24 protein-coding genes are annotated in these 25,777 nt (G+C 71.7%); 10 read left to right on the top strand and 14 right to left on the bottom strand.

The features are described 5' to 3' along the window. Positions 1-155 precede the first annotated feature (155 nt). A complete protein-coding gene (serA, locus tag VMF51_RS15165) occupies positions 156-1,742 on the bottom strand; it encodes a phosphoglycerate dehydrogenase (protein ID WP_325475289.1) in 1,587 nt (528 codons plus the stop codon). Between the two features lie 286 nt (positions 1,743-2,028). Between serA and VMF51_RS15160 the strand changes: the two genes are divergently transcribed. Continuing rightward, complete coding sequence (locus VMF51_RS15160; protein ID WP_325475288.1) at positions 2,029-3,615, top strand: ABC-F family ATP-binding cassette domain-containing protein; 1,587 nt, start codon at positions 2,029-2,031, stop codon at positions 3,613-3,615. Here VMF51_RS15160 and VMF51_RS15155 read toward each other — a convergent pair. Both VMF51_RS15155 and VMF51_RS15150 read right to left on the bottom strand, forming a co-directional pair. Next, positions 3,555-4,046, bottom strand: coding sequence for an MSMEG_6728 family protein (locus VMF51_RS15155; RefSeq protein ID WP_325475287.1), 492 nt, complete (start codon positions 4,044-4,046; stop codon positions 3,555-3,557). The two genes, VMF51_RS15160 and VMF51_RS15155, sit on opposite strands and share 61 nt — an antisense overlap. 17 nt (positions 4,047-4,063) lie before the next feature. Further along, entirely contained in the window at positions 4,064-4,528 is a 465-nt protein-coding gene (locus tag VMF51_RS15150) for a GNAT family N-acetyltransferase (RefSeq protein WP_325475286.1), read from the bottom strand. 63 nt (positions 4,529-4,591) lie between these two features. On the opposite strand from VMF51_RS15150, the gene VMF51_RS15145 reads away from it, so the two are divergent. Continuing rightward, positions 4,592-5,125 (top strand): GNAT family N-acetyltransferase, encoded by a 534-nt coding sequence (locus VMF51_RS15145; RefSeq protein WP_325475285.1) that lies wholly within the window; start codon positions 4,592-4,594, stop codon positions 5,123-5,125. Between the two features lie 319 nt (positions 5,126-5,444). Here the strand turns inward: VMF51_RS15145 and VMF51_RS15140 are convergent, their stop codons facing one another. The 5 genes from VMF51_RS15140 to VMF51_RS15120 form a co-directional block, all read right to left on the bottom strand. Further along, positions 5,445-6,734, bottom strand: a complete 1,290-nt coding sequence (locus tag VMF51_RS15140; protein ID WP_325475284.1) for an HNH endonuclease — start codon at positions 6,732-6,734, stop codon at positions 5,445-5,447. A gap of 605 nt (positions 6,735-7,339) precedes the next feature. Further along, positions 7,340-8,596 (bottom strand): iron uptake transporter deferrochelatase/peroxidase subunit, encoded by a 1,257-nt coding sequence (gene efeB / locus VMF51_RS15135; protein ID WP_325475283.1) that lies wholly within the window; start codon positions 8,594-8,596, stop codon positions 7,340-7,342. 28 nt (positions 8,597-8,624) lie between these two features. Next, positions 8,625-9,794, bottom strand: coding sequence for an iron uptake system protein EfeO (gene efeO, locus VMF51_RS15130; protein ID WP_325475282.1), 1,170 nt, complete (start codon positions 9,792-9,794; stop codon positions 8,625-8,627). Further along, positions 9,787-10,647 carry an iron uptake transporter permease EfeU gene (gene efeU / locus VMF51_RS15125; protein ID WP_325475281.1) on the bottom strand — a complete coding sequence of 287 codons (861 nt, stop codon included), beginning with the start codon at positions 10,645-10,647 and terminating at the stop codon, positions 9,787-9,789. Before efeU ends, efeO begins: the two co-directional genes overlap by 8 nt. A 63-nt stretch (positions 10,648-10,710) precedes the next feature. After that, on the bottom strand, positions 10,711-11,418 hold the full coding sequence (locus tag VMF51_RS15120) for a DsbA family oxidoreductase (RefSeq protein ID WP_325475280.1): 708 nt from the start codon (positions 11,416-11,418) through the stop codon (positions 10,711-10,713). Positions 11,419-11,511: 93 nt separating this feature from the next. Here VMF51_RS15120 and VMF51_RS15115 point away from each other — a divergent pair, with 93 nt between their 5' ends. The 7 genes from VMF51_RS15115 to VMF51_RS15085 all read left to right on the top strand — a co-directional run bounded on the left by VMF51_RS15115 (position 11,512) and on the right by VMF51_RS15085 (position 18,834). After that, the gene (locus tag VMF51_RS15115; protein ID WP_325475279.1) at positions 11,512-13,059 is read left to right on the top strand and encodes a class I adenylate-forming enzyme family protein; all 1,548 of its coding nucleotides are present in this window, start codon (positions 11,512-11,514) and stop codon (positions 13,057-13,059) included. Between the two features lie 39 nt (positions 13,060-13,098). Beyond that, positions 13,099-14,403, top strand: a complete 1,305-nt coding sequence (locus VMF51_RS15110) for a DUF4437 domain-containing protein (protein ID WP_325475278.1) — start codon at positions 13,099-13,101, stop codon at positions 14,401-14,403. Continuing rightward, a complete protein-coding gene (locus VMF51_RS15105; protein ID WP_325475277.1) occupies positions 14,400-15,140 on the top strand; it encodes a hypothetical protein in 741 nt (246 codons plus the stop codon). The genes VMF51_RS15110 and VMF51_RS15105 overlap by 4 nt, the downstream gene beginning before the upstream one ends. 119 nt (positions 15,141-15,259) lie before the next feature. Beyond that, positions 15,260-15,703, top strand: coding sequence for a helix-turn-helix transcriptional regulator (locus tag VMF51_RS15100; protein ID WP_325475276.1), 444 nt, complete (start codon positions 15,260-15,262; stop codon positions 15,701-15,703). Positions 15,704-15,708: 5 nt separating this feature from the next. Beyond that, positions 15,709-16,119, top strand: coding sequence for a VOC family protein (locus VMF51_RS15095; protein WP_325475275.1), 411 nt, complete (start codon positions 15,709-15,711; stop codon positions 16,117-16,119). A 25-nt stretch (positions 16,120-16,144) separates the two neighbouring features. Then, positions 16,145-16,495 (top strand): DUF1801 domain-containing protein, encoded by a 351-nt coding sequence (locus VMF51_RS15090; protein ID WP_325475274.1) that lies wholly within the window; start codon positions 16,145-16,147, stop codon positions 16,493-16,495. After that, entirely contained in the window at positions 16,492-18,834 is a 2,343-nt protein-coding gene (locus tag VMF51_RS15085) for an excinuclease ABC subunit UvrA (RefSeq protein ID WP_325475273.1), read from the top strand. Before VMF51_RS15090 ends, VMF51_RS15085 begins: the two co-directional genes overlap by 4 nt. Positions 18,835-18,933: 99 nt before the next feature. Here the strand turns inward: VMF51_RS15085 and VMF51_RS15080 are convergent, their stop codons facing one another. The 4 genes from VMF51_RS15080 to VMF51_RS15065 are packed head-to-tail and all read right to left on the bottom strand — an operon-like array spanning position 18,934 to position 22,496. Beyond that, a complete protein-coding gene (locus VMF51_RS15080) occupies positions 18,934-20,067 on the bottom strand; it encodes a GDSL-type esterase/lipase family protein (RefSeq protein ID WP_325475272.1) in 1,134 nt (377 codons plus the stop codon). After that, complete coding sequence (locus VMF51_RS15075; RefSeq protein ID WP_325475271.1) at positions 20,064-20,630, bottom strand: TetR-like C-terminal domain-containing protein; 567 nt, start codon at positions 20,628-20,630, stop codon at positions 20,064-20,066. Before VMF51_RS15075 ends, VMF51_RS15080 begins: the two co-directional genes overlap by 4 nt. A gap of 55 nt (positions 20,631-20,685) precedes the next feature. Continuing rightward, on the bottom strand, positions 20,686-21,063 hold the full coding sequence (locus VMF51_RS15070) for a hypothetical protein (RefSeq protein WP_325475270.1): 378 nt from the start codon (positions 21,061-21,063) through the stop codon (positions 20,686-20,688). After that, the gene (locus tag VMF51_RS15065) at positions 21,060-22,496 is read right to left on the bottom strand and encodes an FAD-dependent oxidoreductase (RefSeq protein WP_325475269.1); all 1,437 of its coding nucleotides are present in this window, start codon (positions 22,494-22,496) and stop codon (positions 21,060-21,062) included. Before VMF51_RS15065 ends, VMF51_RS15070 begins: the two co-directional genes overlap by 4 nt. A gap of 47 nt (positions 22,497-22,543) precedes the next feature. On the opposite strand from VMF51_RS15065, the gene VMF51_RS15060 reads away from it, so the two are divergent. Beyond that, positions 22,544-23,557, top strand: a complete 1,014-nt coding sequence (locus VMF51_RS15060; RefSeq protein ID WP_325475268.1) for an NADP-dependent oxidoreductase — start codon at positions 22,544-22,546, stop codon at positions 23,555-23,557. A gap of 23 nt (positions 23,558-23,580) precedes the next feature. On the opposite strand, the gene VMF51_RS15055 is transcribed toward VMF51_RS15060, so the two are convergent. Both VMF51_RS15055 and VMF51_RS15050 read right to left on the bottom strand, forming a co-directional pair. Beyond that, on the bottom strand, positions 23,581-24,387 hold the full coding sequence (locus VMF51_RS15055) for an SDR family oxidoreductase (protein ID WP_325475267.1): 807 nt from the start codon (positions 24,385-24,387) through the stop codon (positions 23,581-23,583). A gap of 93 nt (positions 24,388-24,480) precedes the next feature. After that, the coding region (locus tag VMF51_RS15050) for an Ig-like domain repeat protein (RefSeq protein ID WP_325475266.1) at positions 24,481-25,777 on the bottom strand (1,297 nt) is incomplete at its 5' end.

Raw genomic sequence — 25,777 nt, 5'->3', positions numbered from 1 at the left:
CGACCGGGCCCGGAGCGCCCTGACCCGGCCCGCCCGCCAAGACTCGACGAACGCGGAGGCCGGCGCTTGTCAGGTCCTGACCTGCGCGTGCCCGGGAACGCGACAGCCCCCGAGGCTCCGCTCGTCCGCGGAGCCCCGGGGGCTGTCGGTGTGGCTCAGACCAGGCTGACGGCGCGCACCGAGGTGGCGTCGATGGCCGACTGGATCTCGGTGAGCACGTCGGCGGGGATCGCGGAGTCGACCGACAGGGCGACCAGCGCCTGACCGCCCTTGGCGTCGCGGGCCACCTGCATGCCGGCGATGTTGACCTGGGCGTCGCCGAGGATCTGGCCGACGGTGCCGACCATGCCCGGGCGGTCGCTGTAGGTCAGGAACGCCAGGTGGTCGGTGGGCTCGATGTCGACGTCGAAGCCGTTGATCTCGACCAGGCGCTCGCGCTGGTTGATGCCGACCAGGGTGCCGCTGACGGAGACCTGCGAGCCGTCGGCGAGGGTGCCGCGCAGCGTGATCAGGTTGCGGTGGTCGGGGCTCTCACCCTCGGTGACCAGGCGGACGGCGGTGCCGCGCTCGGCGGCCAGCAGCGGCGCGTTCACGTAGGAGACCTGGTCCTCGACGATGTCGCTGAAGACGCCCTTGAGCGCGGCCAGCTCCAGCACCTTGACGTCGTACTCGGTGATCTCGCCGCGGACCTCGACGTCGAGCTGCTGCGCGACCTCGCCGGCCAGGCCGGTGAAGACCCGGCCGAGCTTCTCCGTGAGCGGGATGCCGGGGCGCACGTCCTCGGCGATCACGCCGCCCTGGACGTTGACGGCGTCGGGGACCAGCTCGCCGGAGAGGGCGAGGCGGACCGACTTGGCCACCGCGATGCCGGCCTTCTCCTGGGCCTCGTCGGTGGAGGCACCGAGGTGCGGCGTGGCGACGACGTTCTCGAGCTCGAAGAGCGGGCTGTCGGTGCAGGGCTCCTTGGCGAACACGTCGAGGCCGGCGGCGGCGATGCGGCCGGTCTTCAGCGCGTCGTACAGCGCGGCCTCGTCGACGATGCCACCGCGGGCGGCGTTGACGAGCACCAGCTGCGACTTGGCCTTGGCGAGCTGCTCGGCGCCGATCAGGCCCACCGTCTCGGGGGTTTTGGGCAGGTGGACCGACATGAAGTCGGACTCCGCGAGCAGGGTGTCGAGGTCGACGAGGCGCACGCCCATCTGGGCGGCCCGGCCGGCCTGCACGTAGGGGTCGTACGCGATGACCTTCATGCCGAAGGCGGAGAGCCGCTGCGCGACCAGGACGCCGATGCGGCCCAGGCCGACGATGCCGACGGTCTTCTCGTAGAGCTCGATGCCGGTGTACTTCGACCGCTTCCACTCGCCGTTCTTCAGCGCCGCGTGCGCGGGCGAGACGTGACGGGCGGCGGCGAGCATCAGCGCGACGGCGAGCTCGGCGGCGGAGACGATGTTGGAGGTCGGCGCGTTCACGACCATGACGCCGGACTGGGTGGCGGCCTTGACGTCGACGTTGTCGAGACCGACGCCCGCGCGGGCGACGACCTTCAGCTTCTTGGCGGCGGCCAGCGCCTCGGCGTCCACCTTGGTGGCGGAGCGGACCAGGATCGCGTCGACGTCGGCGATGGCCGGGATCAGCTCGGCGCGGTCGGCGCCGTTGCAGTTGCGGATCTCGAAGTCCGGGCCGAGCGCCTCCACGGTGGCGGGGCTGAGCTCTTCGGCGATGAGTACGACGGGCTTGCTCACAGCGGATGTCCTTCAACAGGTCGATCGGGAAGTGACGGGAGCGCCTCACCGGCCCCTGATGACGCGGGGTCTGCTGCGGGCCGGGGCGATCGTGCACGACGCTGTGCCGATGGCCACAGTACCCGAGATAATCCTTGGCGCCCGCATCGCCAGCGGGCTACGGTGAAGGCGTCCCATTGCCTCCCATCGGCAGGTCCCGTTGCTCCTCTGAGGAAGTCCATCCGCCCGGTTCCGAGCGCACTCGCGCGCTCCCGGCGTACCTCCCTCAGACCTTCCAGGAGCACCCGTGCAGTCCGCTGCCATCACCCTGTCCTCCGTCGGCCTCACCTGGCCCGACGGCACCACCGTCATCGACGACCTCGACCTGCTCGTCGCCCCCGGGCGCACCGGCCTCGTGGGGGTCAACGGCTCCGGCAAGTCGACGCTGCTCAAGCTCGTCGCCGGCGTCCTGACCCCCACGTCCGGGCACGTGCGCGTCGCCGGCGAGGTCGGCTACCTGCCCCAGGACCTCACCCTCGACGTCGACCAGCCGATCGAGGAGTTCCTCGGCATCGGGGCCGCCCGGCGGGCGCTGCGGGCCATCGAGTCCGGTGACACCGATCCCGAGCTGTACGACGTCGTCGGCGACGACTGGGACGTCGAGGAGCGGGCGGTCGCCGAGCTCGAGCGGCTCGGGCTGCCCGGCGACCTGCTGGACCGCCGGATCGGCGAGGTGTCCGGCGGCGAGGCCACCCAGCTGGGCCTGGCCCGGTTGCTCCTCCGCCGGCCCAACGTCCTGCTGCTCGACGAGCCGACCAACAACCTCGACCGCGCCGCGCGCGAGCGGCTGTACGACCTGGTCGGGACCTGGCCGCGCACCCTGCTGGTGGTCAGCCACGACCGCGAGCTGCTGGAGCGCGTGGACCGGATCGGCGACCTGCGCAGTGGCTCGGTGCGGTGGTACGGCGGCGGCTACTCGTCGTACGCCGCCCAGGTCGCGGCCGAGCAGGACGCCGCCGAGCAGGCGGTGAGCACCGCCCGCGCCGACCTGCGCAAGCAGCGCTCCGACCGGCAGGAGGCCGAGCGCGTGCTCGCCCAGCGCCGGCGCAAGGGGCGGCAGACGCAGCTCGCGGGCGGCATCCCCAAGATCGTCGCGGGCATGAAGAAGAACGCGGCCGAGCAGTCGGCGGCGAAGTACCGCAAGGTGCACGAGGAGCGGCTCGACGCGGCGCGGGAGCGGCTCGACGCGGCGGAGTCCCGGCTGCGGGAGGACCGCGGGATCCGCATCGACCTGCCCGGCACCGAGGTGCCGCGCGGACGGGTGGTGCTGACCGGGGGCGAGCTGGAGATCAGCGGGCCGGACCGGGTCGGGATCGTCGGGCCGAACGGCTCGGGCAAGACGACGCTGCTCGAGTCGCTGCTCCCGCAGGCTCGAGTGCCGGTGGGACATCTCTCGCAGCGCCTCGACCTGCTGGACGACGACCTCAGCGTCGCCGAGAACGTCGCCGCGCGAGCTCCCCGCGCCGACCGCACCGAGGTCCGCTCACGGTTGGCGCGCTTCCTCTTCCGCGGCCGCGACGCCGACAAGCCGGTGAGCGCGCTGTCGGGAGGCGAGCGGTTCCGCGCGACGCTGGCGGCGCTGCTGCTGGCCGACCCAGCGCCGCAGCTGCTGCTGCTCGACGAGCCGACCAACAACCTCGACTTCGCGTCGTACGACGCGCTGGTCTCGGCGCTCGACTCCTTCCGCGGGGCGCTCGTCGTGGTCAGCCACGACGCGGGCTTCCTGGAGGAGATCGGGGTGGAGCGGCTGATCGACCTCGGCCCCGAGGAGGATCAGGACTCCGACCCCGACGCCGACGCGGAGTCCGATGCCGCGGTCGTGGGCCAGACGTAGGGCAGGTCGTCGGGGACGTCGGTGAACCGCGAGCCGTAGAACTCCGGGTCCTTGCGCAGGAGCGAGGAGCGGTGGCTGCGGTGGAAGTCCTCGTCGCCGAGCCACGCGGGCAGCTCGCCCGCCGCCGCCAGGTCGGCCTGCGTGCGGATCTCGGTCACGCCGGCGTCCGCGAGATCGGTGACGAGGGTGGTGGCGCAGGTGTCCGCGCGGCCGGCCTCGGTCCACACGTCGCAACAGGTGAGCGAGTAGCGGCCGAGGGCCTCCAGGTGGCCGCGCCACATCTTCACCGCCGGATGGTGGCGCCAGCCGTAGCCGGGGACGGTCAGGCCGCGGACGACCTGGAGGCACTCGACGCGCTGCTTGCCGAGCCGCTTCGGGTCGAGCGACCGCGCGGAAGCCTCGAAGTCGGCGTACGGGAGGAAGGTCTGCACGCGCTCCCGGTGCCCCGTCACACCCCGTAGTACGGCGCCTCCAGCGGCCAGTCCGCGGCGATCCACCGCGGGACCAGCTCGTCGAGCGCGGCCTCGACGGGCGAGCCGACGTACTCGTCGCGCACCCACCAGGAGATCACCGCGTCGGCGCCGGGGTGCGACGGGTGGGGCGGGTCGACGTACACGCAGCCGATCAGCTCGGTCTCCCCCGCGTCGAGGAGGGCGTAGTTGAAGGACAGGTGGGCCTCGGCCTCGTCCCAGTGGTGCTGCAGGTCCTCGCGGTCATGCTCGGCCGTCATCGTGGCGGGCGGCCAGCCCCAGGCCTCGCCGTAGATCGACCAGAGGCGCTCGCGCGAGCCCATCACGGCGGGCATGTCGAGCTCGGTGTCGTCGGGGTGGATCGGCCGGAGGTGGTGGCCGGTCGACAGCTCGACGCGGGTGGGGTGCTGCCAGTCCGGGGGCAGCCAGGGGGTCTCCGTCATGCGTCGATCCTGGCACCGCGGAACTCGGATGCGCCGGTTGATTTCGCGTGCGAGGCTCGCGGGGTGCACCTCGAGACCGAGCGCCTGCTGATCCGCCCCTGGACCCATGACGACGCCGAGCGGCTGCTCGACATCCAGAGCCGGCTCGAGGTCGTGAAGTGGCTCGGCGACGGCGAGCCGGTGCTGATGAAGGACCTCGACGAGGCGCACCAGCGCGTCGACCGGTACGCCGACCGCTCGGCCACCCCGCCGCTCGGCTTCTGGGCGATCGAGGTGCGCGCCACGGGCGTCGTCGTGGGCTCGGTCCTGCTGCTCACCCTGCCCAACGCCGAGGACGGCGAGGTGGAGATCGGCTGGCACCTGCACCCGGACTCCTGGGGCCACGGCTACGCCAGCGAGGCGGCGCGCGCGGTCCTGGGCCACGGCTTCGACGCCGGCCTGCCCGAGATCATCGCGGTCTCGCACACCGACAACTACCCCTCGCAGTCCGTGATGCGCCGGATCGGGATGACCGATCGCGGCATCATCGAGAAGTGGTACGACAGCCCGTCGGCGTACTTCACGATCACCGCCGAGGAGTGGCGAGCCGGTCGCTGAGGTGCGACGGACGGGGCGCCGTACTCGCCGCCGACTCTCGGCTCACCAGGTTTCGAGGCTCGCTCCGCTCGCACCTCAACCAGCGTCGACCTGACGCTGGTCGAGGTGCGAAGGACAAAGCCCGGGCCGCCCGCTGGTTGAGGTGCGAAGGACGAAGTCCGGGCGCCCCCGCTGGTTGAGGTGCGAAGGACGAAGCCCGGGCCGCCCGCTGGTTGAGGTGCGAAGGACGAAGTCCTGAGCCTCGAAACCCGGCGAGCCGAGAAGCAGCCTGAGGAGCGGCGTTCCCGGGCGTGCCTGTAACCCTGACAGGCGGCGCCGGTCAGGGCTGCAGGGTCTCGAGCGGGCTGGTGCCGTGGTGGTCTCGTCCGAAGACGAGCCCGTTGGGACTTCGCCACACGAACGAGGTGTCGTCGACCTTGTCGTAACGCCACCGCGTGTGCGTCTTCGCGCGGTGATGTCGCCGGCAGAGCGGGGCGATGTTGCAGTCACAGGTGGTTCCGCCACTCGCGGCGGGGTCGATGTGGTCGCAGTCCGCCCGCCTGGCTCGTCTTTGGCACCACGGGAACACGCACGTGTGCTGCAGCAGCACCTGGCGCTCGCGGAGCCGGTCCGGGACTTCGTAGGCGTCGACGTGGACGTGATCGGCGAGGTCGATGACCGGCTTCACGACCACCTGCGTATCGGGATTGGCACACCAGTTCTTCACCTGCTCGGCCGAGACGAAGGAGCGGGTCTCCTCCACTCGGGCGAGGTCCAGATCGGTCGCCGACCCGGCGAGGGCGGCCTCGGAGAGGTGCACGTGCAACAGCACCTGGCGGGGTTTGGGCCGATCCTCGGGCTCGGCGGCCGCGAGGTCCAGCGAGAGCTGACGGCGAGCCAGGTCACCCACGGCGATGGAGCGGCGGACGTCCAATGGTGCGTCCAGGCCGAGGTCGCCGAGGTCACGCGCACGCCGGGCGACGGCGTCCTCCAGATCGAGGGCGTCGGCCAGGTCGAGGGTGCCGTGGACGTCGACGCAGCCGTCGAAGGAGACCTGGCGGGTCTCGATGTCGAAGTGCCGTCCCTCCTGGGCCGCGATCCGGCGAGCCTCGGCCTCGTCGGGGTCGAAGCGGACCCGCGCCTCCTCGACCGTGCGGTCGAGCTGGGCGATCGAGACCTTATGCGCCACGGACGCCAAGTGAGCGTCGACGTACGCCGCACCCGCGGGCGGCAGGTCGAGGGTGGACTTCGCGACCCGCCGCGCCTTCCACACCGGCAGGTCCAACGACTGGACCCGGGCGTAGAGGCGTGGGAGGCGGTGGGCCAGCTCGACCGCCTCACCCAGGTACATCCGCCCCGCGTCGGAGGAGAGCCCGAGGGCTGCGGCGAACTCCAGCACGCTGAACTCCGCCACCAGCGGGGCGCCTTCGCCGGCGATCGTCAGCGCGTCCTCCGCGCCCGGGACTAGGACTGCCGCATCGTCGTACGAATCCGTCGAGTGCATCCCCGCCCACGCCACCGCCGCGGCCAGCTGCTGGGCGGCACCGTGGGCCTCCGCCTGCCGCGCGGCGCCCACGTAGGCGAGCAACGCGGATGCGTTGTCGCAGTCGTGGAGTTCCCGAGTGGCCATACGAAGATGGTAGATACGGGCACCGACAATCCGGGGTCGTCATCCACAGCGGCCGGGCGTGCTCGCTCGGCGCCGTCTCTCGGCTCACTGGGTTTCGAGGCTCGGCGCTGGGGCGCCTCACACCTCAACCAGCGTCACGTTCGGCGCCCGCCGTACTCGGCGCTGCTTCTCGGCTCACGGGGTTTCGAGGCTCAGGACTTCGTCCTTCGCACCTCAACCAGCGTCCCTCGGCTTCCGTCGTACTGAGGTTCGCAGCGGTGGCCACAGCGGTCGACCCGAAGGAGCCGCCAACCGGCCGGTGACCGCGACCAGGTACGACGAGTGCTGGCTGCGGTGGCCCCGTTATCTCAGTGATCACTGAAACTGCCGTGACCCGACCGGAGACCGCGGCCGCCGTACCCACCGCTGCTTCTCGGCTCACGGGGTTTCGAGGCTCGCTCCGCTCGCACCTCAACCAGCGTCATGTTCGGCGGCCGTCGTACCCGGCGCTGCTTCTCGGCTCACCGGGTTTCGAGGCTCAGGACTTCGTCCTTCACACCTCAACCAGCGTCACTGCACCCGAGGCTGCTTCTTGGCTCGCCAGCGTCGCGAGGCGAGCGACGGCGTCAGGTGAAGAGGGACTGGCCGATGTACTCGCCGGGCGCCGTGCCGGGTGGGGCGGCGAAGAGGGCGGAGCCGGTGAACTTCAGGTACTCCATCAGGGCGTCGTTGGTGGACATGGCGTTCTGGATCGGGATGAAGTGGGTGCGGGGGTCGCGGACGTAGGCGATGAAGAACAGGCCGGCGTCCAGGCCGCCGAGGGCGTCGCTGCCGTCCACGAAGTTGTAGCCGCGGCGCAGCATCCGGGCCCCGTCGTGGGCGTCGGGGTGGACGACGCGGACGTGGGCGTCGGCGGGGATGGCCGGGCCACCCGAGCCGGGGAGGTCGAAGTCGGGCTCGGTGAACTCCTCGCCGCCCGACAGCGGGGCGCCGGTGGCCTTGGTGCGGCCGACGAAGTTCTCCTGGTCGCCGAGGGGCTGGCGGTCCCAGACCTCGATGGTCATGTTGATCCGGCGCGCGACCAGGTAGGAGCCGCCGGCCAGCCAGTCCCCGGGGGACTCCCCGGACCCGACCCACACGTGCTCGTCGAGCGCGGCGGTCTCGGACGACTTCACGTTGGCGGTGCCGTCCTTGAAGCCGAACAGGTTGCGCGGGGTCTCCTCCCCCACCGACGTGGTGGAGGTCCGGCCGAAGCCCAGCTGCGACCAGCGCACGGCGACGGTGCCGAAGCCGATCCGGGCGAGGTTCCGGATCGCGTGTACGGCGACCTGCGGGTCGTCGGCGCACGCCTGCACGCACAGGTCGCCGTCGGACCGGGCCGGGTCCAGGTTGTCGGCCGGGAAGTGCGGGAGCCGCCGCAGCGCCTCGGGCTGCCGGTCGGCGAGGCCGAACCGGTCCTTCCCGGACGCGTCGCGGAAGAGCGACGGACCGAAACCGAAGGTGATCGTCAGCCCGCTCGCCGGCAGCCCGATCGCCTCGCCGGTGTCGTCCGGCGGCAGGTTGGTCGCGCCCTCGACGGGACCGATCTCTCCGGCCGGCCCGCCCTGCGTCATCCGCTCCGCGGCCTCGGTCCAGGCCCGCAGCAGCGCGACCAGCTCCTCGCGGGAGTCGGTGCGTACGTCGAAGGCCGCGAAGTGCAGCCGGTCCTGGACCGGCGTGTCGATGCCGGCCTGGTGCTCGCCGCGGAAGGGGTACACCTTCGCCGCCGGTGCGGCAGCAGGCGCCGGAGCCGCCTCGGAGGCCCGGCCGGCCACGAACGCGCCGGCCACCCCGGCGGCGGCAGCGCCACCGCCGAGGAGGCCACGACGGGAGACCCGGGTCACGACAGCATCATCCGCCTGCGCTCCGGGGTCAGGACAGCACCGCGGCGGTCAGCGTCGAGAGCGGCTCGGACAGCGCGTTGACCGCGTCCGAGAGCTCCTTGACCTGCTCCGGGGTCAGGTCGTCGTAGAGGACGAAGCCGTCACCGGAGCGCTGGGCGTCGAGCAGCTCCTGGAGCTCGGCGAACCGCGCGTCGAGCTGCTCGGCGAGCTCGGGGTCCTTCTGCTCGACGAGCGGCCGGACGCCGTCGTACCCGACCTTGGCGCCGTCCACGTTGGCCTGGAAGTCCCACAGGTCGGTGCGCGACCAGAACTCCTCCTCGCCAGTGACCTTGCCGGTCGCGACCTCCTCCAACAGCCCGCGCGAGCCGTTGGCGATCTGGTCGACGGTGAACTGCAGCTCCTGGATCCGCGCGTCGAGGGTCTCGGTGTTGGCGAGCAGGTCCTCGGCGTACGTCGTGCGCTCCTCGGGCGTCAGCGCCTGGTACTTCTCGGCACGTGCCGGCCACAGGTCCTTCTCGATGAGGTGCCAGCCGGTCCACTTCTGCCCCGGCTCCAGGTCGGCCTCGCGGGCGTCCATCATCGGGTCGAGGTCGCCGAAGGACTCGGCCACGGTCTCGATGCGTTCCCAGTGGGTGCGCGCCACCGGGTAGAGGGCGCGGGCGGCGTCGTCGTCGCCGGCCTCGTAGAGCTCGACGAACTCGCGGGTCTTCACCAGCAGCTGGTCGGACTGGTCCTGCACGTACGCGGCGTAGTTGGCCTGCGCGGTCGTGACCAGCTCCTGCTCGTCACCGGAGACCGCCACGTCCTCGTCGGACTCGGTCACGGTGAACGGCGCCCGGATGCCGTCGCCGGTCATGCCGGGCTTGCAGGCGGTGACGTACTCGCCGGCGGGGGCGTTCACGGTGAGGCTGCGGTCGAGGTTCGGTCCGATGTTCTCCACCTCGGCGACGATGCGCAGGCCGTCCTCGCCGAGCAGGTAGAACTCCGTGACCTGGTCGCCGGTGTTGGTCACGGCGAAGGTGAGCGTGCCGGCGGGCGCCTCGGTCGCCGACACCTCGCATGCGTCCGCCGAGGAGTTGACGGTCAGCGACCGCCCGTCACCGCCTCCGTCGGCGCTCGCGCCGTCGGTGTTCTCGGTGCAGGCCGCGAGGGACGGGACGGCGACCAGCAGTGCGGTCGCGAGGAGCGCTTTACGCATCGGCGGTTTCCTTCGGGATCGGAGTGGCGCGGCGACGGACGCCGAGGAGGAACAGGGTCATGACGGGTACGGCGTACAGCAGCCAGGCCGCCGCCTCCAGCCAGGTGGTGGCCGGGGAGAAGTTGAAGACGCCCTTCAGCAGCGCGCCGTACCAGCTGGTCACGTCGACGGTGTCGGAGACGTCGAAGGCGAGATGATGCAGGCCGGGCAGGACGCCGGCCTCCTGCAGGTCGTGGACGCCGTACGCCAGCACGCCGGCCGCCACGATGATCAGGAACGCGCCGGTCCAGGTGAAGAAGCGCGACAGGTTGATCGAGACCGCGCCGCGGTAGATGAGCCAGGCCAGCAGCACCGCGGTCGCGATGCCGAGCGCCGCGCCGAGCAGCGGCTCCCAGGTCGGCGGTGCGACCCCGCCCGCCTCCCGGGTGCCGGCCCGGGTCGCGGACCACAGGAAGAGAGCGGTCTCCAGGCCCTCACGACCGACCGCGAGCACCGCGACCACGACCAGCGCCCACCGGCCGCCCTCAGCGGCGTCGTCGATGCGCCCGCGCAGCTCCCCGGACAGGCTGCGTGCCGCCTGCGCCATCCAGAAGATCATGTAGGTCACGAAGCCGACCGCGACGATCGACAGGGTGCCGCCGATCAGCTCCTGCGCCTCGAAGGTCAGCGTCTGCGGGCCGTACGTCAGGACCGCCCCGAACGCGAGACTGACCGCGACGGCGACCGCGACGCCGGCCCAGATCCGCGGCAGCAGGTGTCGCCGGTCGGTCTTGACCAGGTACGCGACCAGGATGCTGACCACCAGGCCGGCCTCGAGGCCCTCGCGCAGTCCGATCAGGTAGTTGGCGAGCACGAACGTAGATCGTACGCCCGCCTGCTTAGGGCTGCCTAACCTTCCTTGGGTATCCGATCGGCGTCAGATCGCGCAGCCGTCGGGTCCGCACGCGTCGGCGTCGCCGCCGACGGTCTGCAGGACCGGGTGCGCGTCGCTCCAGGCCCGGTCGAGGACCTGGGCGAAGACCTCGCTGGGCTGGGCGCCCGAGACGCCGAACTTGCGGTCGACGACGAAGAAGGGCACGCCGGTGGCGCCGTACGCGCGCGCCTGGGCGATGTCGGCGGAGACCGCGTCGGCGTACTCCTCGGAGGCGAGCACCGCGGCGACCCGATCGGGATCCAGGCCCACGCCGACCGCGACCGCGGTCAGGACGGCGTGGTCGCCGACGTCCTCCGCGCGCGAGAAGTACGACGCCAGCAGCGCCTCCTTCAGTGCGCTCTGCAGCTCGGGACCGCCCACCTCGAGCGCGAGGTGGAGGAGGCGGTGCGCGTCGATCGTGTTCGTGTGGACGTTCTCGAAGAGCCGCATCTCCAGGCCCTCCGCGGCCGCGGTGTCGACGAGCTGCTGCTGCATGTCGCGCATCTCGTCCTCGCTGCGGCCGTACTTGCGCGCGAGCACGCCGGTGGTCAGCTCGTGGCCGTGCCGGGGCGCGGTCGGGTCCAGCTCGAAGGAGCGGTAGACCACCTCGACCTCGTCACGGTGCTCGAAGTCGGCCAGGGCGCGCTCCAGGCGCCGCTTCCCGACGAAGCACCAGGGACAGACGACGTCGCTCCAGATCTCGATCCGCATGACGAGGTCAACGGCGAACGGGGGTGTCCCATTCCCGACGTCCTAAATATCGTATATTCTCTAGGAACCATTCCGTCGAAGGGAGCTTGAGGCATGCCGATCCGTACTGGTGGGGCCGGGCTCTCGATCGCCGGCGGCATCCGCGAGTTCGCCATCGCCTCGCCCGGCGCGACGGCCGTCATCGACGGGGACCGGAGCCTGACCTTCGCCGCGCTCGACGAGCGCGCGAGTCGCCTCGGCCAGCACCTGCTCGGCCAGGGCCTGCGTCCCGGCGACCGGGTCGCCGTCCTGCTGGGCAACCGGCTGGAGTACCCCGAGATCGCCGCCGGGATCGCCAAGGCCGGACTCGTGATGGTCCCGCTGAACCCGCGCCTGACCCCCGGCGAGAGCCGCTACATCCTCGAGCACGCCGGCGCCCGCGCCCTGGTGCTCGACGACGCGCTCGCGGCCGTCGCCGGCGACGTCGACGACCTCGGCCTGGTCGTGCTCGGGATCGGCGGCAGCCAACTCGGACCCGACTACGACACCCAGTTGGCGCGCGCCGACGCCCGGGACCCCGACGTACGCGTCGACGAGCTCGACCCGTTCTGCATCGCCTACACCTCGGGCACCACCGGCCGCCCCAAGGGCGTCGTCATCTCCCACCGCAGCCGGGCGCTGACGTTCTACCTCAGCGCGCTCGAGTGGGGGCTCGGCCCGGGGCGTACGTCGGCCGCCGTCGCGCCGATGTACCACGGCGCCGGGTTCGCCTTCGGCTACGCGCCGGTCTTCACCGGCGGCACCGTCACCATGCTCCCCCGCTGGGACCCCGAGGAGTTCCTCGCCCTGATGGAGCGGGACCGGGTGCAGTCGACGTTCCTGGTGCCGACCCACGCGCAGATGCTGCGCGGGCTCGGCGAGGGGGCGGTCGCCAAGCACGACCTCGGCGCGCTCGACACCCTCTACTTCAACGCGGCCGCCCTGCCGTGGCCGCTCAAGCAGTGGGTGATGAGCGAGTTCCCCGGCCGCGGCATCCACGAGCTGTACGGCTCGACCGAGGCCGGCATCATCACCAACCTCCGCCCCGCCGACCAGGACCGCAAGCCCGGCTCGGTCGGCCACGCCTGGTTCATGACCGAGCTGCGCGTCGTCGACGACGAGGGCAACCCGGTCGGGCCGGGTGAGCCCGGCGAGCTGTTCAGCCGCTCCCCGTTCCTGATGAACGGCTACCACGACAACCCCGAGGCGACCGCGGAGTGCACCACCGAGGACGGCTTCCTCACCTGCGGTGACGTCGTGGTCCGCGACGACGAGGGCTACGTGCACATCGTCGACCGCAAGAAGGACCTCATCATCTCCGGCGGGCTCAACGTCTACCCCCGCGAGATCGAGGACGCGCTCGCCGAGCACCCGGCGGTGGCCGAGTCCGCGGTCGTCGGGGTCGCGAGCAGCACCTGGGGCGAGGAGGTGTCGGCGTACGTCGTCCTCCGCGACGGCCGGACGCTCGACGACGCCCTCTCCACGGAGCTGACGGACCACTGCCGCGACCGGCTCGCCGGCTACAAGATCCCGCGCCACTGGGCTGCTCTCGGCGCCCTCCCCCGCAACGCCAGCGGGAAGGTCCTCAAGCGCGATCTGCGCGACGGACCCAGCACCAACTGACCTGCCCCATCCCGTTTCACACCACCATCGGAGGAACACGTGCGACCCCACGTCGAGCTCATCCAGGAAGACGACTACGTCTGGCACGGCGCCGAGCTGCCGGGCGGCGAGGGCCGGGCCAGCGAGCGTCGGCTCTCGGTCGACGAAGAGGACGGCTCGTCCTCGCTGCGGGTCGACTTCCACACCGAGTGGGGCCGCAGCGCGGGCATCCACCACGCCAACACCGAGTACTACGTGCTCGAGGGCGAGATCGACTACGGCGGCCGGAAGATCGGCAAGGGCGGCTACCTCTACGCCCCGAAGGGCGTCCCGGTCGACTACCTGAAGGTCGCCGAGGGCACCAAGCTGCTGCACTACCGCGAGTACGGCGACGCCGGGTTCGACGCGGTCGACAACGTCGCCGGCGCCCAGCGGTGGGCCGACGCGCGCGAGGACCTCATCGTCATCGACTCCGAGGCCATGAACTGGGACGCCGTCCCGAACCCCGGCCCGATGCCGGGTCTGTTCATCAAGTACCTGCACGTCGACCCGGTCACCGGGTTCTACACCCGTCTGGTCCACGCCCAGGAGGGCTGGAGCGACCACCGCCTCGCGCACCACCCCTGCTACGAGGAGGCGTACACCACCCAGGGCCACATGGAGTACAACTTCGGCACCCTGGACCTGGGCACCTACTTCTTCCGCCCCGCGCGCGTGAAGCACGGCCACTTCACCACCATGGAGGGCGGCGCGACCTGGCTGCTGCGCTCGGACGGCGAGCTGAAGAACTGGTACACCCAGAACGAGTGGGTCCGCTGGGGCGGCGACGGCGTGAACTACAGCCCCGACGGCGTCATCGAGGAGCCGCACACCCCCGTGCGTCACTCGCACTCGACCCACGACATGGCCGAGCCGTGGCGTACCGAGGAGGACATGCGCCAGCTGACCGCATCGTGGCAGTTCCAGATCGACCAGGGCCAGGACAACACCCCGGTCAAGCACCAGGGCAGCGGCCAGGACCCGTCGGTCCGCGCGATCATCGCGGCGATGAAGAAGGCCGACGCGGAGTCCCTGCAGGGCGGCCACGGTCACGACCACGACCACTCGCACGACCACGACCACGACCACGACCACGGTCACGACCACTCGCACGACGACGAGACCCCGGTCCGCGAGTCGATCAACCTCGACTGGGGCTGGGCCGGCCGCGCCACGGAGGACCCCGAGGAGCGCACCGCCGCCGACGCCCACAACTGGGGCCGCCGGGTCAACTGGAAGGACGGCGACCCCGTCCCCGCTCCCATCCTCTCCTCGCTGCCCGTCCGCAGCCGCTCCCGCGGCCGCTGGGACGGCGACGGGATGTGAGCACCCTGCCCGACGTCCTCGCCGTCGAGGCGGCCCACGGCCTCAACGGCCACACGGTCGCGATCATCCTGCACATCCTGCTCTTCGTGTACTGGCTCGGCGGCGACCTCGGCGTGTACTACTCCAGCCGGTTCATCATCAAGCCCGAGCTGCAGCCCGAGACCCGGGCCGTCGCGGCGAAGATCATGGTCGGCTGCGACATGGCACCGCGGTTCTCGCTGATCCTGTTCGGGGCCAGCGGCCTGACGCTCATGTACTACGGGCCGCTGGGTGAGGAGTTCTTCCTGACCGGATGGATGCTCGCCCTGGCCTGGGTCGGCACCCTGGCCTGGGCGGCGGTCTCGCTGGCCGAGGCGCGGGGCGGCAGCCGGCGCACCCACCTGTGGCACACCGCTGACCTGTGGGTGCGCTACCTGCTCTCCGCGGTGCTGGTCGGCTTCGCGATCTACACGATCGTGGTGAGCGAGCCGTTCGGCGTGGACACCAACCCGAAGTGGCTGGGCGCCAAGCTGCTGGCCTACGGGCTGTGCATCTTCTCCGGCGTGATGATCCGGCGGGCGCTCAAGCCCTTCGGACCGGCGTTCGGGAAGCTGATGACCACCGGCTCCACCCCGGAGGTCGAGCAGGGCATCGTCGGCTCGATCCGCCGCAGCGAGCCGTGGGTGTACTGCATCTGGTTCATGGTCCTGGCCGCCGCCGTACTCGGCGTGATCAAGCCTGGCTCGACCGCGTTCTGAGCGAGCCCGGGCCGACGTCCAGCTTCCCCGGTTCACCGGGGAAGCTGGACGTTCTCCGTTGGAACTTCGGCACAGAACGTCCGGCGATGACCGAGGAGTCCCGCCGGTACGATCCGGGCATGACCCCGGAGCAGCTCGCGGATCTCACCCGGCTGCGCCGCGCCCGCGACCGGATCGACCGCGACTACGCGCAGCCGCTCGACGTCCCGGCGCTGGCCCGGGTCGCGCTGATGTCCCCGGGCCACTTCGCCCGGCAGTTCAAGAGCGCGTACGGCGAGTCGCCGTACTCCTACCTGATGACCCGGCGCATCGAGCGGGCGATGGCCCTGCTGCGCCGCGGCGACCTGAGCGTCACCGAGGTCTGCTTCGCGGTCGGCTGCCAGTCGCTCGGCACGTTCAGCACCCGGTTCACCGAGCTGGTCGGGGTCAGCCCCAGCGCCTACCGCAAGCAGCACGCGGCGCCGGTCGCGGAGGAGTCCGAGCTGTCGCCGTGCGTGGCCCGGAGGGTCACCCGGCCGATCAGGAATCGAGAAGCCGTCGGTCGGTCCTCGGGCCTAGCGTGATCCCCATGAACCTCACCATCCACCAGACCTTCCTCCCCCACTCCGACGCCGAGGCCTCGCTCGCGTTCTACCGCGACCTCCTCGGCTTCGAGCTCCGCAACGACGTCGAGTACGGCGGCCAGCACTGGCTGACCATGGGCCCGGCCGACCAGCCCAACGTCTCGATCGTGCTGCACCCGCCGTTCGCGGACCCCGGCATCACCGAGGACGAGCGGGACACCATCTCCGCGATGATGGCCAAGGGCACCTACGCCGGCATCAACCTGGCCACCCCCGACCTGACGGCGACCTTCGACAAGCTGCAGGCGGGCGACATCGAGGTGGTCCAGGAGCCGACCGAGCAGCCCTGGGGCGTGCGCGACGCCGCCGTCCGCGACCCTGCCGGGTCGATGATCCGCATCTTCGAGGTCAAGTAGCCCACCCCCACCAGGAGACACATCGATGGCGAAGAAGGACGGCACCGCCGAGGTGCTGGAGGCGATCGCGGCGATGTCGGACAAGGACCGTCCGATCGCCGAGCGACTGCACGAGATCATCACCACGGCGGCGCCCGACCTGGCGCCGCGGCTCTGGTACAAGCAGCCGGCGTACGCCGAGCCCGGGACGAAGGGCAAGGTCGTGTGCTTCTTCCGCGGGGGCGACGTCGACGGGGAGCGGTACCTCTCCTTCGGGTTCTCCGAGACCGCCCGGCTCGACGACGGCGGCATGTGGCCCACGTCGTACGCCGTCACCGCCATCGGCGACGCCGAGGCCGACCGCATCGCGGCGCTGGTGAAGCAGGCGGTCGCGTGACCCACTCCGCCGACAGCCACGACCTGATCCGGGTGCACGGCGCCCGGGTCAACAACCTCCGCGACGTCAGCGTCGAGCTGCCGAAGCGCCGGCTCACGGTGTTCACCGGCGTGTCCGGCTCGGGCAAGAGCTCGCTGGTCTTCGGCACCATCGCCGCGGAGTCGCGACGACTGATCGACGAGACCTACTCCACGTTCATCCAGGGCTTCATGCCCCACCTGCCCCGTCCCGAGGTCGACGTCATGGAGGGGCTGACCACCGCGATCCTGGTCGACCAGGAGCGGATGGGGGCCAACCCGCGCTCCACGCTCGGCACGGTCACCGACGCCAACGCGATGCTGCGCCAGCTCTTCAGCCGGCTCGGCGAGCCCCACATCGGCGGCCCGACGGCGTTCTCGTTCAACATCCCGACCACCAAGGTCGGCGGCGTCTCGGTCACGGAGAGCGGCAAGAAGAACGTCGTCAAGCAGCAGACCTACCTCGGCGGCATGTGCCCGGAGTGCGAGGGGCGGGGCACGACCTCCGACCTCGACCTGTCGGTGATCGTCGACGAGTCGAAGTCACTGGAGGAGGGGGCCATCCTGGTCCCGGGCTACACGGCCGACGGCTGGATGGTCGCGCCGTACAAGGAGGTCGTGCCGCGCGACGTGCCGATCGCCGAGTTCACGAAGGCCCAGCGTGACGACCTGCTGTACGCCGAGCCGCGCAAGGTGAAGGTCGACAAGATCAACATCTCCTTCGAGGGGCTGATCCCCAAGATCCGCAAGTCGATGTTCAGCAAGGACCCCGAGTCGCTGCAGCCGCACATCAAGGCGTTCGTCGAGAGGGCGGCGGTGTTCGGGGCGTGCCCCTCGTGCGACGGCACCCGTCTCAACGACTCGGCCCGGTCCTCGAGGGTCGACGGCCGCGACATCGGCCAGGTCAGCGCCATGCAGGTCACCGACCTCGCCGCGTGGCTGCGCGCCCTCGACGCACCCGGCGTCGCCCCGCTGGTCGGCGCCCTCCTGCACCTCCTCGACTCGTTCGTCGAGATCGGCCTGGGCTACCTCTCCCTCGACCGGCCGTCATCGACGCTGTCCGGCGGGGAGGCGCAGCGCACCAAGATGGTGCGCCACCTCGGCTCCGCGCTCACCGACGTCACCTACGTCTTCGACGAGCCCACGATCGGGCTGCACCCCCACGACATCCAGCGCATGAACAACCTCTTGTTGGAGCTGCGCGACAAGGGCAACACCGTCCTCGTGGTCGAGCACAAACCCGAGAGCATCGCCATCGCCGACCACGTCGTCGACCTCGGCCCCGGGGCCGGCAGCGCCGGAGGCGAGATCGTCTACGAGGGCGACATCGAGGGGCTGCGACGCAGCGGCACGCTCACCGGCCGCCACCTCGACGACCGGGCGTGCCTCAAGGTCTCGGTGCGCGAGCGCACCGGCGTCCTCGAGGTCCGCGGCGCCGACCGGCACAACCTGCAGGACGTCGACGTGGACGTCCCGCTCGGCGTCCTGACCGTCGTCACCGGGGTGGCGGGCTCCGGCAAGAGCTCGCTGATCCACGGCTACGTCGCGGACCGCGACGACGTGGTGAGCGTCGACCAGTCGGCGATCAAGGGCTCGCGGCGCAGCAACCCGGCGACGTACACGGGTCTCCTCGAGCCCGTCCGCAAGGCCTTCGCCAAGGCCAACGGCGTCAAGCCCGCGCTCTTCAGCGCCAACTCCGAGGGCGCCTGCCCGGCGTGCAAGGGCGCCGGCGTGATCGTCACCGAGCTCGGCTTCATGGACACCGTCTCGACCCCGTGCGAGGAATGCGACGGCAAGCGCTTCCAGGCCGCCGTACTCGACCTGCGTCTCGGCGGCCTCAACATCGCCGAGGTGCTCGACCTGCCGGTCACCGAGGCCCACGCCTTCTTCGCCGACGGGGAGGCGAAGACCCCGGCGGCCGCGTCGATCCTGGCCCGCCTCGAGGACGTCGGCCTCGGCTACCTCCGGCTCGGCCAGCCCCTCAACACCCTCTCCGGCGGCGAGCGCCAACGGGTCCGGCTGGCGATGCACCTGGGCGAGAAAGGCGGCGTCTACGTCCTCGACGAGCCCACGACCGGCCTGCACCTCGCCGACGTCGAGAACCTCCTCGGGATGCTCGACCGCCTGGTCGACGCCGGGAAGTCGGTGATCGTCATCGAGCACCACCAGGCCGTGATGGCCCACGCCGACTGGATCATCGACCTCGGCCCCGGCGCCGGTCACGACGGCGGCCGCGTGGTCTTCGAGGGCACCCCGGCCGACCTGGTCGCCGCACGCTCGACGCTGACCGGCGAGCACCTGGCGTCGTACGTCGGGGCCTGAGGCGGCGGCGTACCTCTCAGGGAGAGCTGGACGTTCTGGGGTGAAGTTCTGCCCCAGAACGTCCAGATTCCCCGGTTCACCGGTGAATCTGCGCGCCCCTCAGAACCCCAGCTCGGCGAACCGCTCCCCCATCCGCCGATGCGCGGCGGCGTCCGGGTGCAGGTCGTCGGGCAGCGGCAGCTCGTCGTAGTCCGCAGCGCCGTACAGCTCCTGGCCGTCGAGGTAGCGCAGGTGCGGGTCGGTGTCCGAGCGTTGGGCGACGATCCGGGCGAGCTCGTCGCGGACGACGCGCAGGGTCAGCTTGCCGGCGGCGACCTCGGCGGGGTCGCCGAGCGCGCGGAAGCCGAGCCGGCCCTCGGCCATGGCCGTCGTGTCGATGGCGGCCGGGCCGGGGGTGTCCTCGTGCAGGGGGCAGTACGTCGGCGAGACGACCAGCAGCGGCGTCGTCGGGTGACCCTCGCGGATCGTGTCGAGGAACCCGTGCACCGCGGCGGTGAAGGCGCGCAGCCGCATCAGGTCCGCGTTGACCAGGTTGATGCCGATCTTGACGCTGACCAGGTCGGCCGGGGTGTCGCGCATCGTGCGCGCGGTGAACGGGTCCAGCAGGGCGCTGCCGCCGAGCCCCAGGTTGACCAGCTCGACACCCGCCAGGCGGGCGGCCACCGCGGGCCAGGTGCCGGTCGGGGTGGCGGCGTTGGAGCCCTGGCTGATCGAGCTGCCGTGGTGCAGCCAGACCCGGCGCTCGCCGCGGGGCAGCGGCGCCACCGGTGCGTCGGCGCGCAGCGCGACCAGCTCGGTGGTCTCGTCGTGCGGCAGCCAGATCTCGACGTCCTTCACCCGGGCGGGCAGGCCGTCGAACCGGAGCGTGCCGGGCTCCCCCGTCCGGAGCTCGAACGACCCGGTGCCCAGGTCGATCATCAGCGTGCGGCCACCGGCGACCGTGCCGCGACCGGCGAGCTCGCCGTCGACGACCAGGTCGTAGACGCCGTCGGGGCGGGTCGGCGCGCCGGCGTACACGCGCTTCGTCGGGATGGTGTCGACCTCGATCGCCGTGGCGGCGGTCCGCAGGGCGAGCCGTACGCCGGCCGGCTGCGACTCGACCATCGCCAGCTGTCCGTCGGCCAGCTGCGCGCGGGCCCAGGCGGGCAGGCGGTGGGGCAGTATTCCGGTCGCGGTCTCCTCCAGCTCGATGGCGCCGCGGACGAGGTCGGGGTGGATCGGGACGGTGATCACGAGGACCAGCTCCTCAAGGTCGTGTCGAGGGCGTACAGGATGCGGGTCCAGCTCTCCTGCGCGTCGGGCGCGGAGTGGTCGAAGCCGCCGGCGGCCTCGAGGCTGGTGAAGCCGTGGAAGACGCTGCCCAGCAGGCGGACGGCGTGGGTCTGGTCGGGCTCGCCGAGGTCGTAGCCGCGCAGGACCGCGCGGGACAGGTGGGCGTGCCGCGGGCCGGCGCTGGCGGCGGCGACCTCCGGGGTGAGCCGGTGCCGGGCGGCGTCGTACCGGCCCGGGTGCTCGCGCGCGTAGTCGCGGTACACGTCGCCGAGCGCCACCAGCGCGTCCCGCCCCGCCCGGCCGGCGAGCGCGGCGTCGCCGCGGTCCGCGAGCTCCTCCAGGGCGAGCAGCGCGATCCGGGTGCGCAGGTCCTCGGTGCCCCGCACGTGGGAGTAGAGGCTGGCCACCTGGACGCCGAAGCGTCGGGCGACCGCCGACGCGGTCACGTGGGCGAAGCCGACCTCGTCGGCCAGCTCGGCCCCGGCCCGGACCACCCGGTCCGGAGTCAGTCCTGCGCGCGCCATCACTACCTCCTGCCTAAATGCTTTAGGCAGGTTACATGAATCTTTAGGAAGGCGGTCAGGACCGGAAGGCGCCCGCCTCCACGTCCGCGGCGAGCGCGGCGATGCGGATGCCCGGATCCTCGCCACTGCCCAGGAGCTCCCGATGGAGGACGCGGGGTCGGTCGGTGTTCCACGACCGAGGCGAGGGCAGCCGCACGACGCCCACCTTCCAGCGCAGTCGCTCCCGGAAGCGCCCGAAGACCGCCTCCAGCACCACCAGGAGCGCGAGCCCGATCAGACTTCCGTTCGGGTCCAGCCCTCGGCCCGAGAGGCTCTCAGCGCGTCGGACCGCGCGGACGTAGTAGATCCAGCCATCGCGCTCGACCCGCACGTCGTGCTCCTCGGGATCGAAAGGCGCGCCGTCCAGCTCGGCCTGGGTCCGGTCCGGCGTCATCGCAGCGCCGGTACGCCCAGCCGCTCCCCCAGCAGCCGGCCGAAGACCAGCGCGGGCGTCAGCAGCATCCCGGAGCAGAAGCTGTTACCGCAGGTGGCACCGGCGCCGATCACCTCGCCGACGGCGAACAGTCCACCGATCACCTCGCCCGCCTCGTCGCGCACGGCGAACGACGCGTCGATGTCGAGCCCGTCGAAGGTCACCACGGCGATGCCCTGGTTGTGCAGCGCGTAGTACGGCGGCGCGACGATCGGGGCCGGCAGGTGGCGACGACCGAACTCGGGGTCCTCCCCTGCCTCGACGGCCCGGTTGTACGCCGCCACCGACGCGACCAGGCCCGCCGGGTCGATCCCCGCGTGGGCCGCGAGCTCCTCGAGGGTGTCGGCGGAGTGCACGCCGGGGCGCGTGTTCGCGTGCCGACGCATGTCCTCCGGACCCCAGCCCAGCACGATCGGCGGCTCGTCGACGCCTGCACGCACGACGGCGTCCTGGTCGAAGACCATCCAGAACACCTGGTCGGGCAGGGCGGTGAGCTCGCGCTCCTTGACGTCGATCGACGGCTCGTCCTCGGCGATCCAGCGGCGCCCGGTGCCGTCGACGTAGATCTCGCGCGGCGGCCGCTCGCTGGTCAGCAGCGCCCGCTCCTCCCAGTTCGAGCGCTGGGGACTCTGCGGGTCGCGCATGCCGCCGAAGGTCGGCAGGTAGGTGCCCGCGCCCTGGATCGCGGCGCCCACGCTCGTGCCGAGGTGGATGCCGTCACCGGTGGAGGTCTTCGAGGCGACCGTCACCAGCTCGACGCCGTGCCGCTCGGCGAACAGCTCGCCGTCGGCGCCGTACCCTCCCGTCGCCATGACCACGGCCGGGGCCCGCACCTCGACCTCGGCGCCGTCGCGGTAGACCTCGATGCCGACCACGCGTCCGTCGTCGTCGGTGAGCAGGCCGGTCACCGGCGCGCCCATCCACAGGGTCAGGTCGTGGCCGGCGCGGACCGCCTCCAGCTCGGCCTCGAGCACCTGCAGGATCGAGTAGCCGCCCTCGACGCCGTACACGGTGCGCGGGATCTCGTACGGCTCGTGGCCGTAGACGATCCGCGGCGACTCCGGGTCGAACGGCATCCCGGCCTCGACCAGCCACTCGATCATCGCGGGGGCGTGCTCGACGACCTGGGCGATCAGGTCCTTGCGCCCGGTGTCGTTGCTGATCCGGTAGATGTCGGCGAGATGCAGCGCGGGGCTGTCTTCGATGCCGCGAGCGCGCTGAAGGCTGGTGCCGCCGGCGGACAGGTGCCCACCACTGAGGTGCAGGGTGCCGCCGATGCGGCGCTCCTTGTCGACCAGCAGCACCCGCGCGCCGCCGCGGGCCGCCCGCGTGGCACACATCAGGCCGGCCGGACCGGCACCCACCACCACGACGTCGAACGTAAGGTCCGTCACTCCTAGATCATATATGTTTGACGTCCCTACGAGCCCCAGGAGTGCCCATGGATCCGCAGCAGCAGCCGAGCGAGCCGATGGCGGTGGTACTGGCCCGCGTGCCCGACGGCGTCCCCACCCCGGAGGACTTCCGCGTCGAGCACGTGGCCCGCGGCCCGCTGGCCGACGGCCAGGTGCGGGTGGCGGTCCGCTCGCTCTCCCTCGACCCCTACCAGCGCTCCACCCTCGGCGGCCGTCACCTCGGGGACGCACCGGTCGGGCCGGGCGACGTACCCCCGGGACGCTCGGTCGGCGAGGTCCTCGAGTCGCAGTTCCCCGGCATCGCGGTCGGTCAGCACGTGCTCGCGGAGACCGGCTGGCGCAGCGAGGCGGTCGTCGGCGGCGCCGGGGTCACCCCCGTGTCGGTCCCCGACGGCGTGCCGCTCTCCGCGGCCCTGGGCGCGCTCGGCATGCCGGGCCTGACGGCGTACGCCGCCCACGTCCGGCAGCTGCGGCCGAGCGCCGGGGAGACCGTCGTCATCGGCTCCGCCACCGGCGGCGTCGGCGCCGTCGCGGGCCAGCTCGCCCGGCTCGCCGGCGCCCGCACCGTCGGGATCGTCGGGTCCGAGGAGAAGGCGAAGCTGGCCGACGGCCCGCTCGGCTACGACGTCGTCGTACGACGCGGTCCGGGCCTGGCCGACGAGCTCGCCGAGGCCTGCCCGGACGGGATCGACGCCTACCTCCACCTCGGCGACCAGGAGACCCTGGACGTGGTGATGGAGCGCCTCGCGATCGGTGCCCGGGTCTCGCTGTGCGGCCTGATGGACCAGTACAACGGCAGCGCGCCGACCCGGCTGCGCGCCGGTGCCGTGATGGCCGCGCGGGCCGAGGTGGTCGGCATGGTCGTCTTCGACCACGCCGACCTCTCGGCCGAGCACGTCGCGCGGGTCGGCGAGCTGCTCGCCTCGGGCGAGCTGGTCAGCCTGGAGGACCGCTACGCGGGCCTCGACCAGACCCCCGCCGCGTTCGCCCGCCTGATGGGCGGGCAGAACGTCGGCAAGGTCGTCGTCGACCTCGACTGACCCGGGCAGCTCGCCCGCCGCGGCTACAGGCCGTAGCGGGCGAGCTTGTCCTGCTTGCGCCCCATGAACTTCCGCATCATCCGGCCGGTGGTCAGCCAGGCGATCTCGTCGCCGTTCTTCGTGCTGGTCACCATCTTCTCGACCAGGTACGGCGCCACGTCGTCGACGTGGTCGACCAGGATGTTGATCATCTTGCGCTGACTCGCCACCGACTCCGGGTTGCTGGCCGCCTCGCGGAGCCAGCCGTCGGTGACCAGGATCCCGGGCCGGACCTGGCCGACGCGTACGGACGTGCCCTCGACCTCCTTGACCAGCGCCCGGGTGAACATGTCGAGGCCACGCTTGGTGGCGGCGTACACGCCCATGCCGGGACGGATGCTGCCGTCGCTGCCACCCCCGAGGACGTTGAAGATCCGGCCGCCGCCGGCCGCCGTCATGCCGCGGAGGGCTACCTGGGAGCCGTTGATCGTGCCGAGCATGTTCGTGCCGACCATGGTGGCCACCTCGCCCGAGGTGGTCTCGGCGATGGTCCGCATGGTGTAGGCGACACCGGCGTTGTTGATCCACAGGTCGACGCCGCCGAACGCCGCGACGCCGGCGTCCCACAGCGCCTGGACCTGCGCGGGATCGGTGACGTCGGTGGCGAGGCCGGTGACCTGCGCGCCGCCGGCGGCCTCGGGCTGGAGCTTGCCCGCCGCCTCGTCGACGTCATCCTGGCTACGGCCGGACACGACGACGTGATGCCCTCCGCGGAGCAGCTCGCGGGCCAGCGCGAAGCCGATGCCCTTGGTGCTGCCGGTGACGACGACGCTCTTCGTCGTGGTGGTCATTCATTTCCTCCTGGTGGGACTCGGACGAGACGGTGCCCCGGCCCTTCACAGGAGGGCCGGGGCACCGTCGCTTGGTTCAGCTGGTTCAGCCGGTCAGCAGCTGGCCTTGACCGCCTTGGTCGCGGCAGCGTGCTTCGACTTCGCCGACTTGGCCGCCTTGGCGGCGCTGGAGGCGGCCTTCTTGGCCTTCTTCAGCTTCGCCTTGGCCTTCTTGGCCTTCTTGCCCTTGGCCTTCTTGGCCGCCTTGGTCGCCTTCTTCACGGCGTTCTTGGTGCTCTTGACCTTGGCGTCGGCCTTCTTGACCGCGGCAGCCGTGGTCTTGACGGCACCCTGGGCCTTGACGCACGCGGCCGACGGGCCGGGCTTCGGCACGGCGGCGACCGTCACGTTGACGACGGTCGAGGTCGACCCGACGAACGCAGCCGGGTCGGTGGGCACGAAGGTCGCCGTGTAGCTGTGCTGGCCGGCGCTGACACCGGTCAGCGCCACCGCGGCGGCACCCGAGGCGACGGCCTTCTGGCCGACCTTGGTGGCGCCCTCGAAGAACTCGACGGTGCCGGCAGCGGCCGGGGTGACCGTCGCCGAGAGCGCGACCTGCGCGGCCGCCGGGGAGGACCCGTTCAGCGCGGTCGTGGTCGCCGTCGCGGGCGCGGCCACGACGCACGGGATGGTGTTGTCGTTGCCCATCGCGGTCATCGTGATGGTCGCACCGGTGATGGCCAGCTCCTCGGGAGCCGTCGTACCGGTCCGCTCACCGGCGACGTCCGGGAGGTCGAACGAGCTGTTGCCCGGTCGCGCCGGGGAGTAGTCCTCGGTGCCGGTCAGGGTCACCGCCTCGCCGTCGATCGTGGTGGCCAGGTCGATCTTGAGCTTCGAGACCGTCACGAAGGCGGGCATGCCCGGCGTGAACGCCTCGGCGAGCACACCGGTGACGGCGGTGCCGTCGACCGATGCGGTCAGGTCGGCCGCGTAGTTGATCGTGTAGGCCTGGAACGTGCACGACAGGGACTGCGTCGCCGTCAGCTCGGTGGGCTCCGGCTCGGGCTCCTCCGCCACGACACACGGGATGGTGTTGTCCGAACCCATCGCGGTCATCGTGATGGTCGCGCCGGTGATGGCCAGCTCCTCGGGAGCCGTCGTACCGGTCCGCTCACCCTCCAGGGCCGCGAACGTGAACGAGCTGTTGCCCGGACGCGCCGGGGAGTAGTCCTCGGACCCGGTCAGGGTCACCGCCTCGCCGTCGATCGTGGTGGCCAGGTCGATCTTGAGCTTCGAGACCGTCACGAACGCGGGCATGCCCGGCGTGAACGCCTCGGCGAGCACACCGGTGACGGCGGTGCCGTCGACCGACGCGGTCAGGTCCGCGGCGTAGTTGATCGTGAAGCTCTGG

Source organism: Nocardioides sp., assembly GCF_035503875.1.
Classification (GTDB): domain Bacteria; phylum Actinomycetota; class Actinomycetes; order Propionibacteriales; family Nocardioidaceae; genus Nocardioides.
Note: the sequence above shows the minus strand (reverse complement) of the source record. Positions and strands in the feature narration are given on the sequence as shown.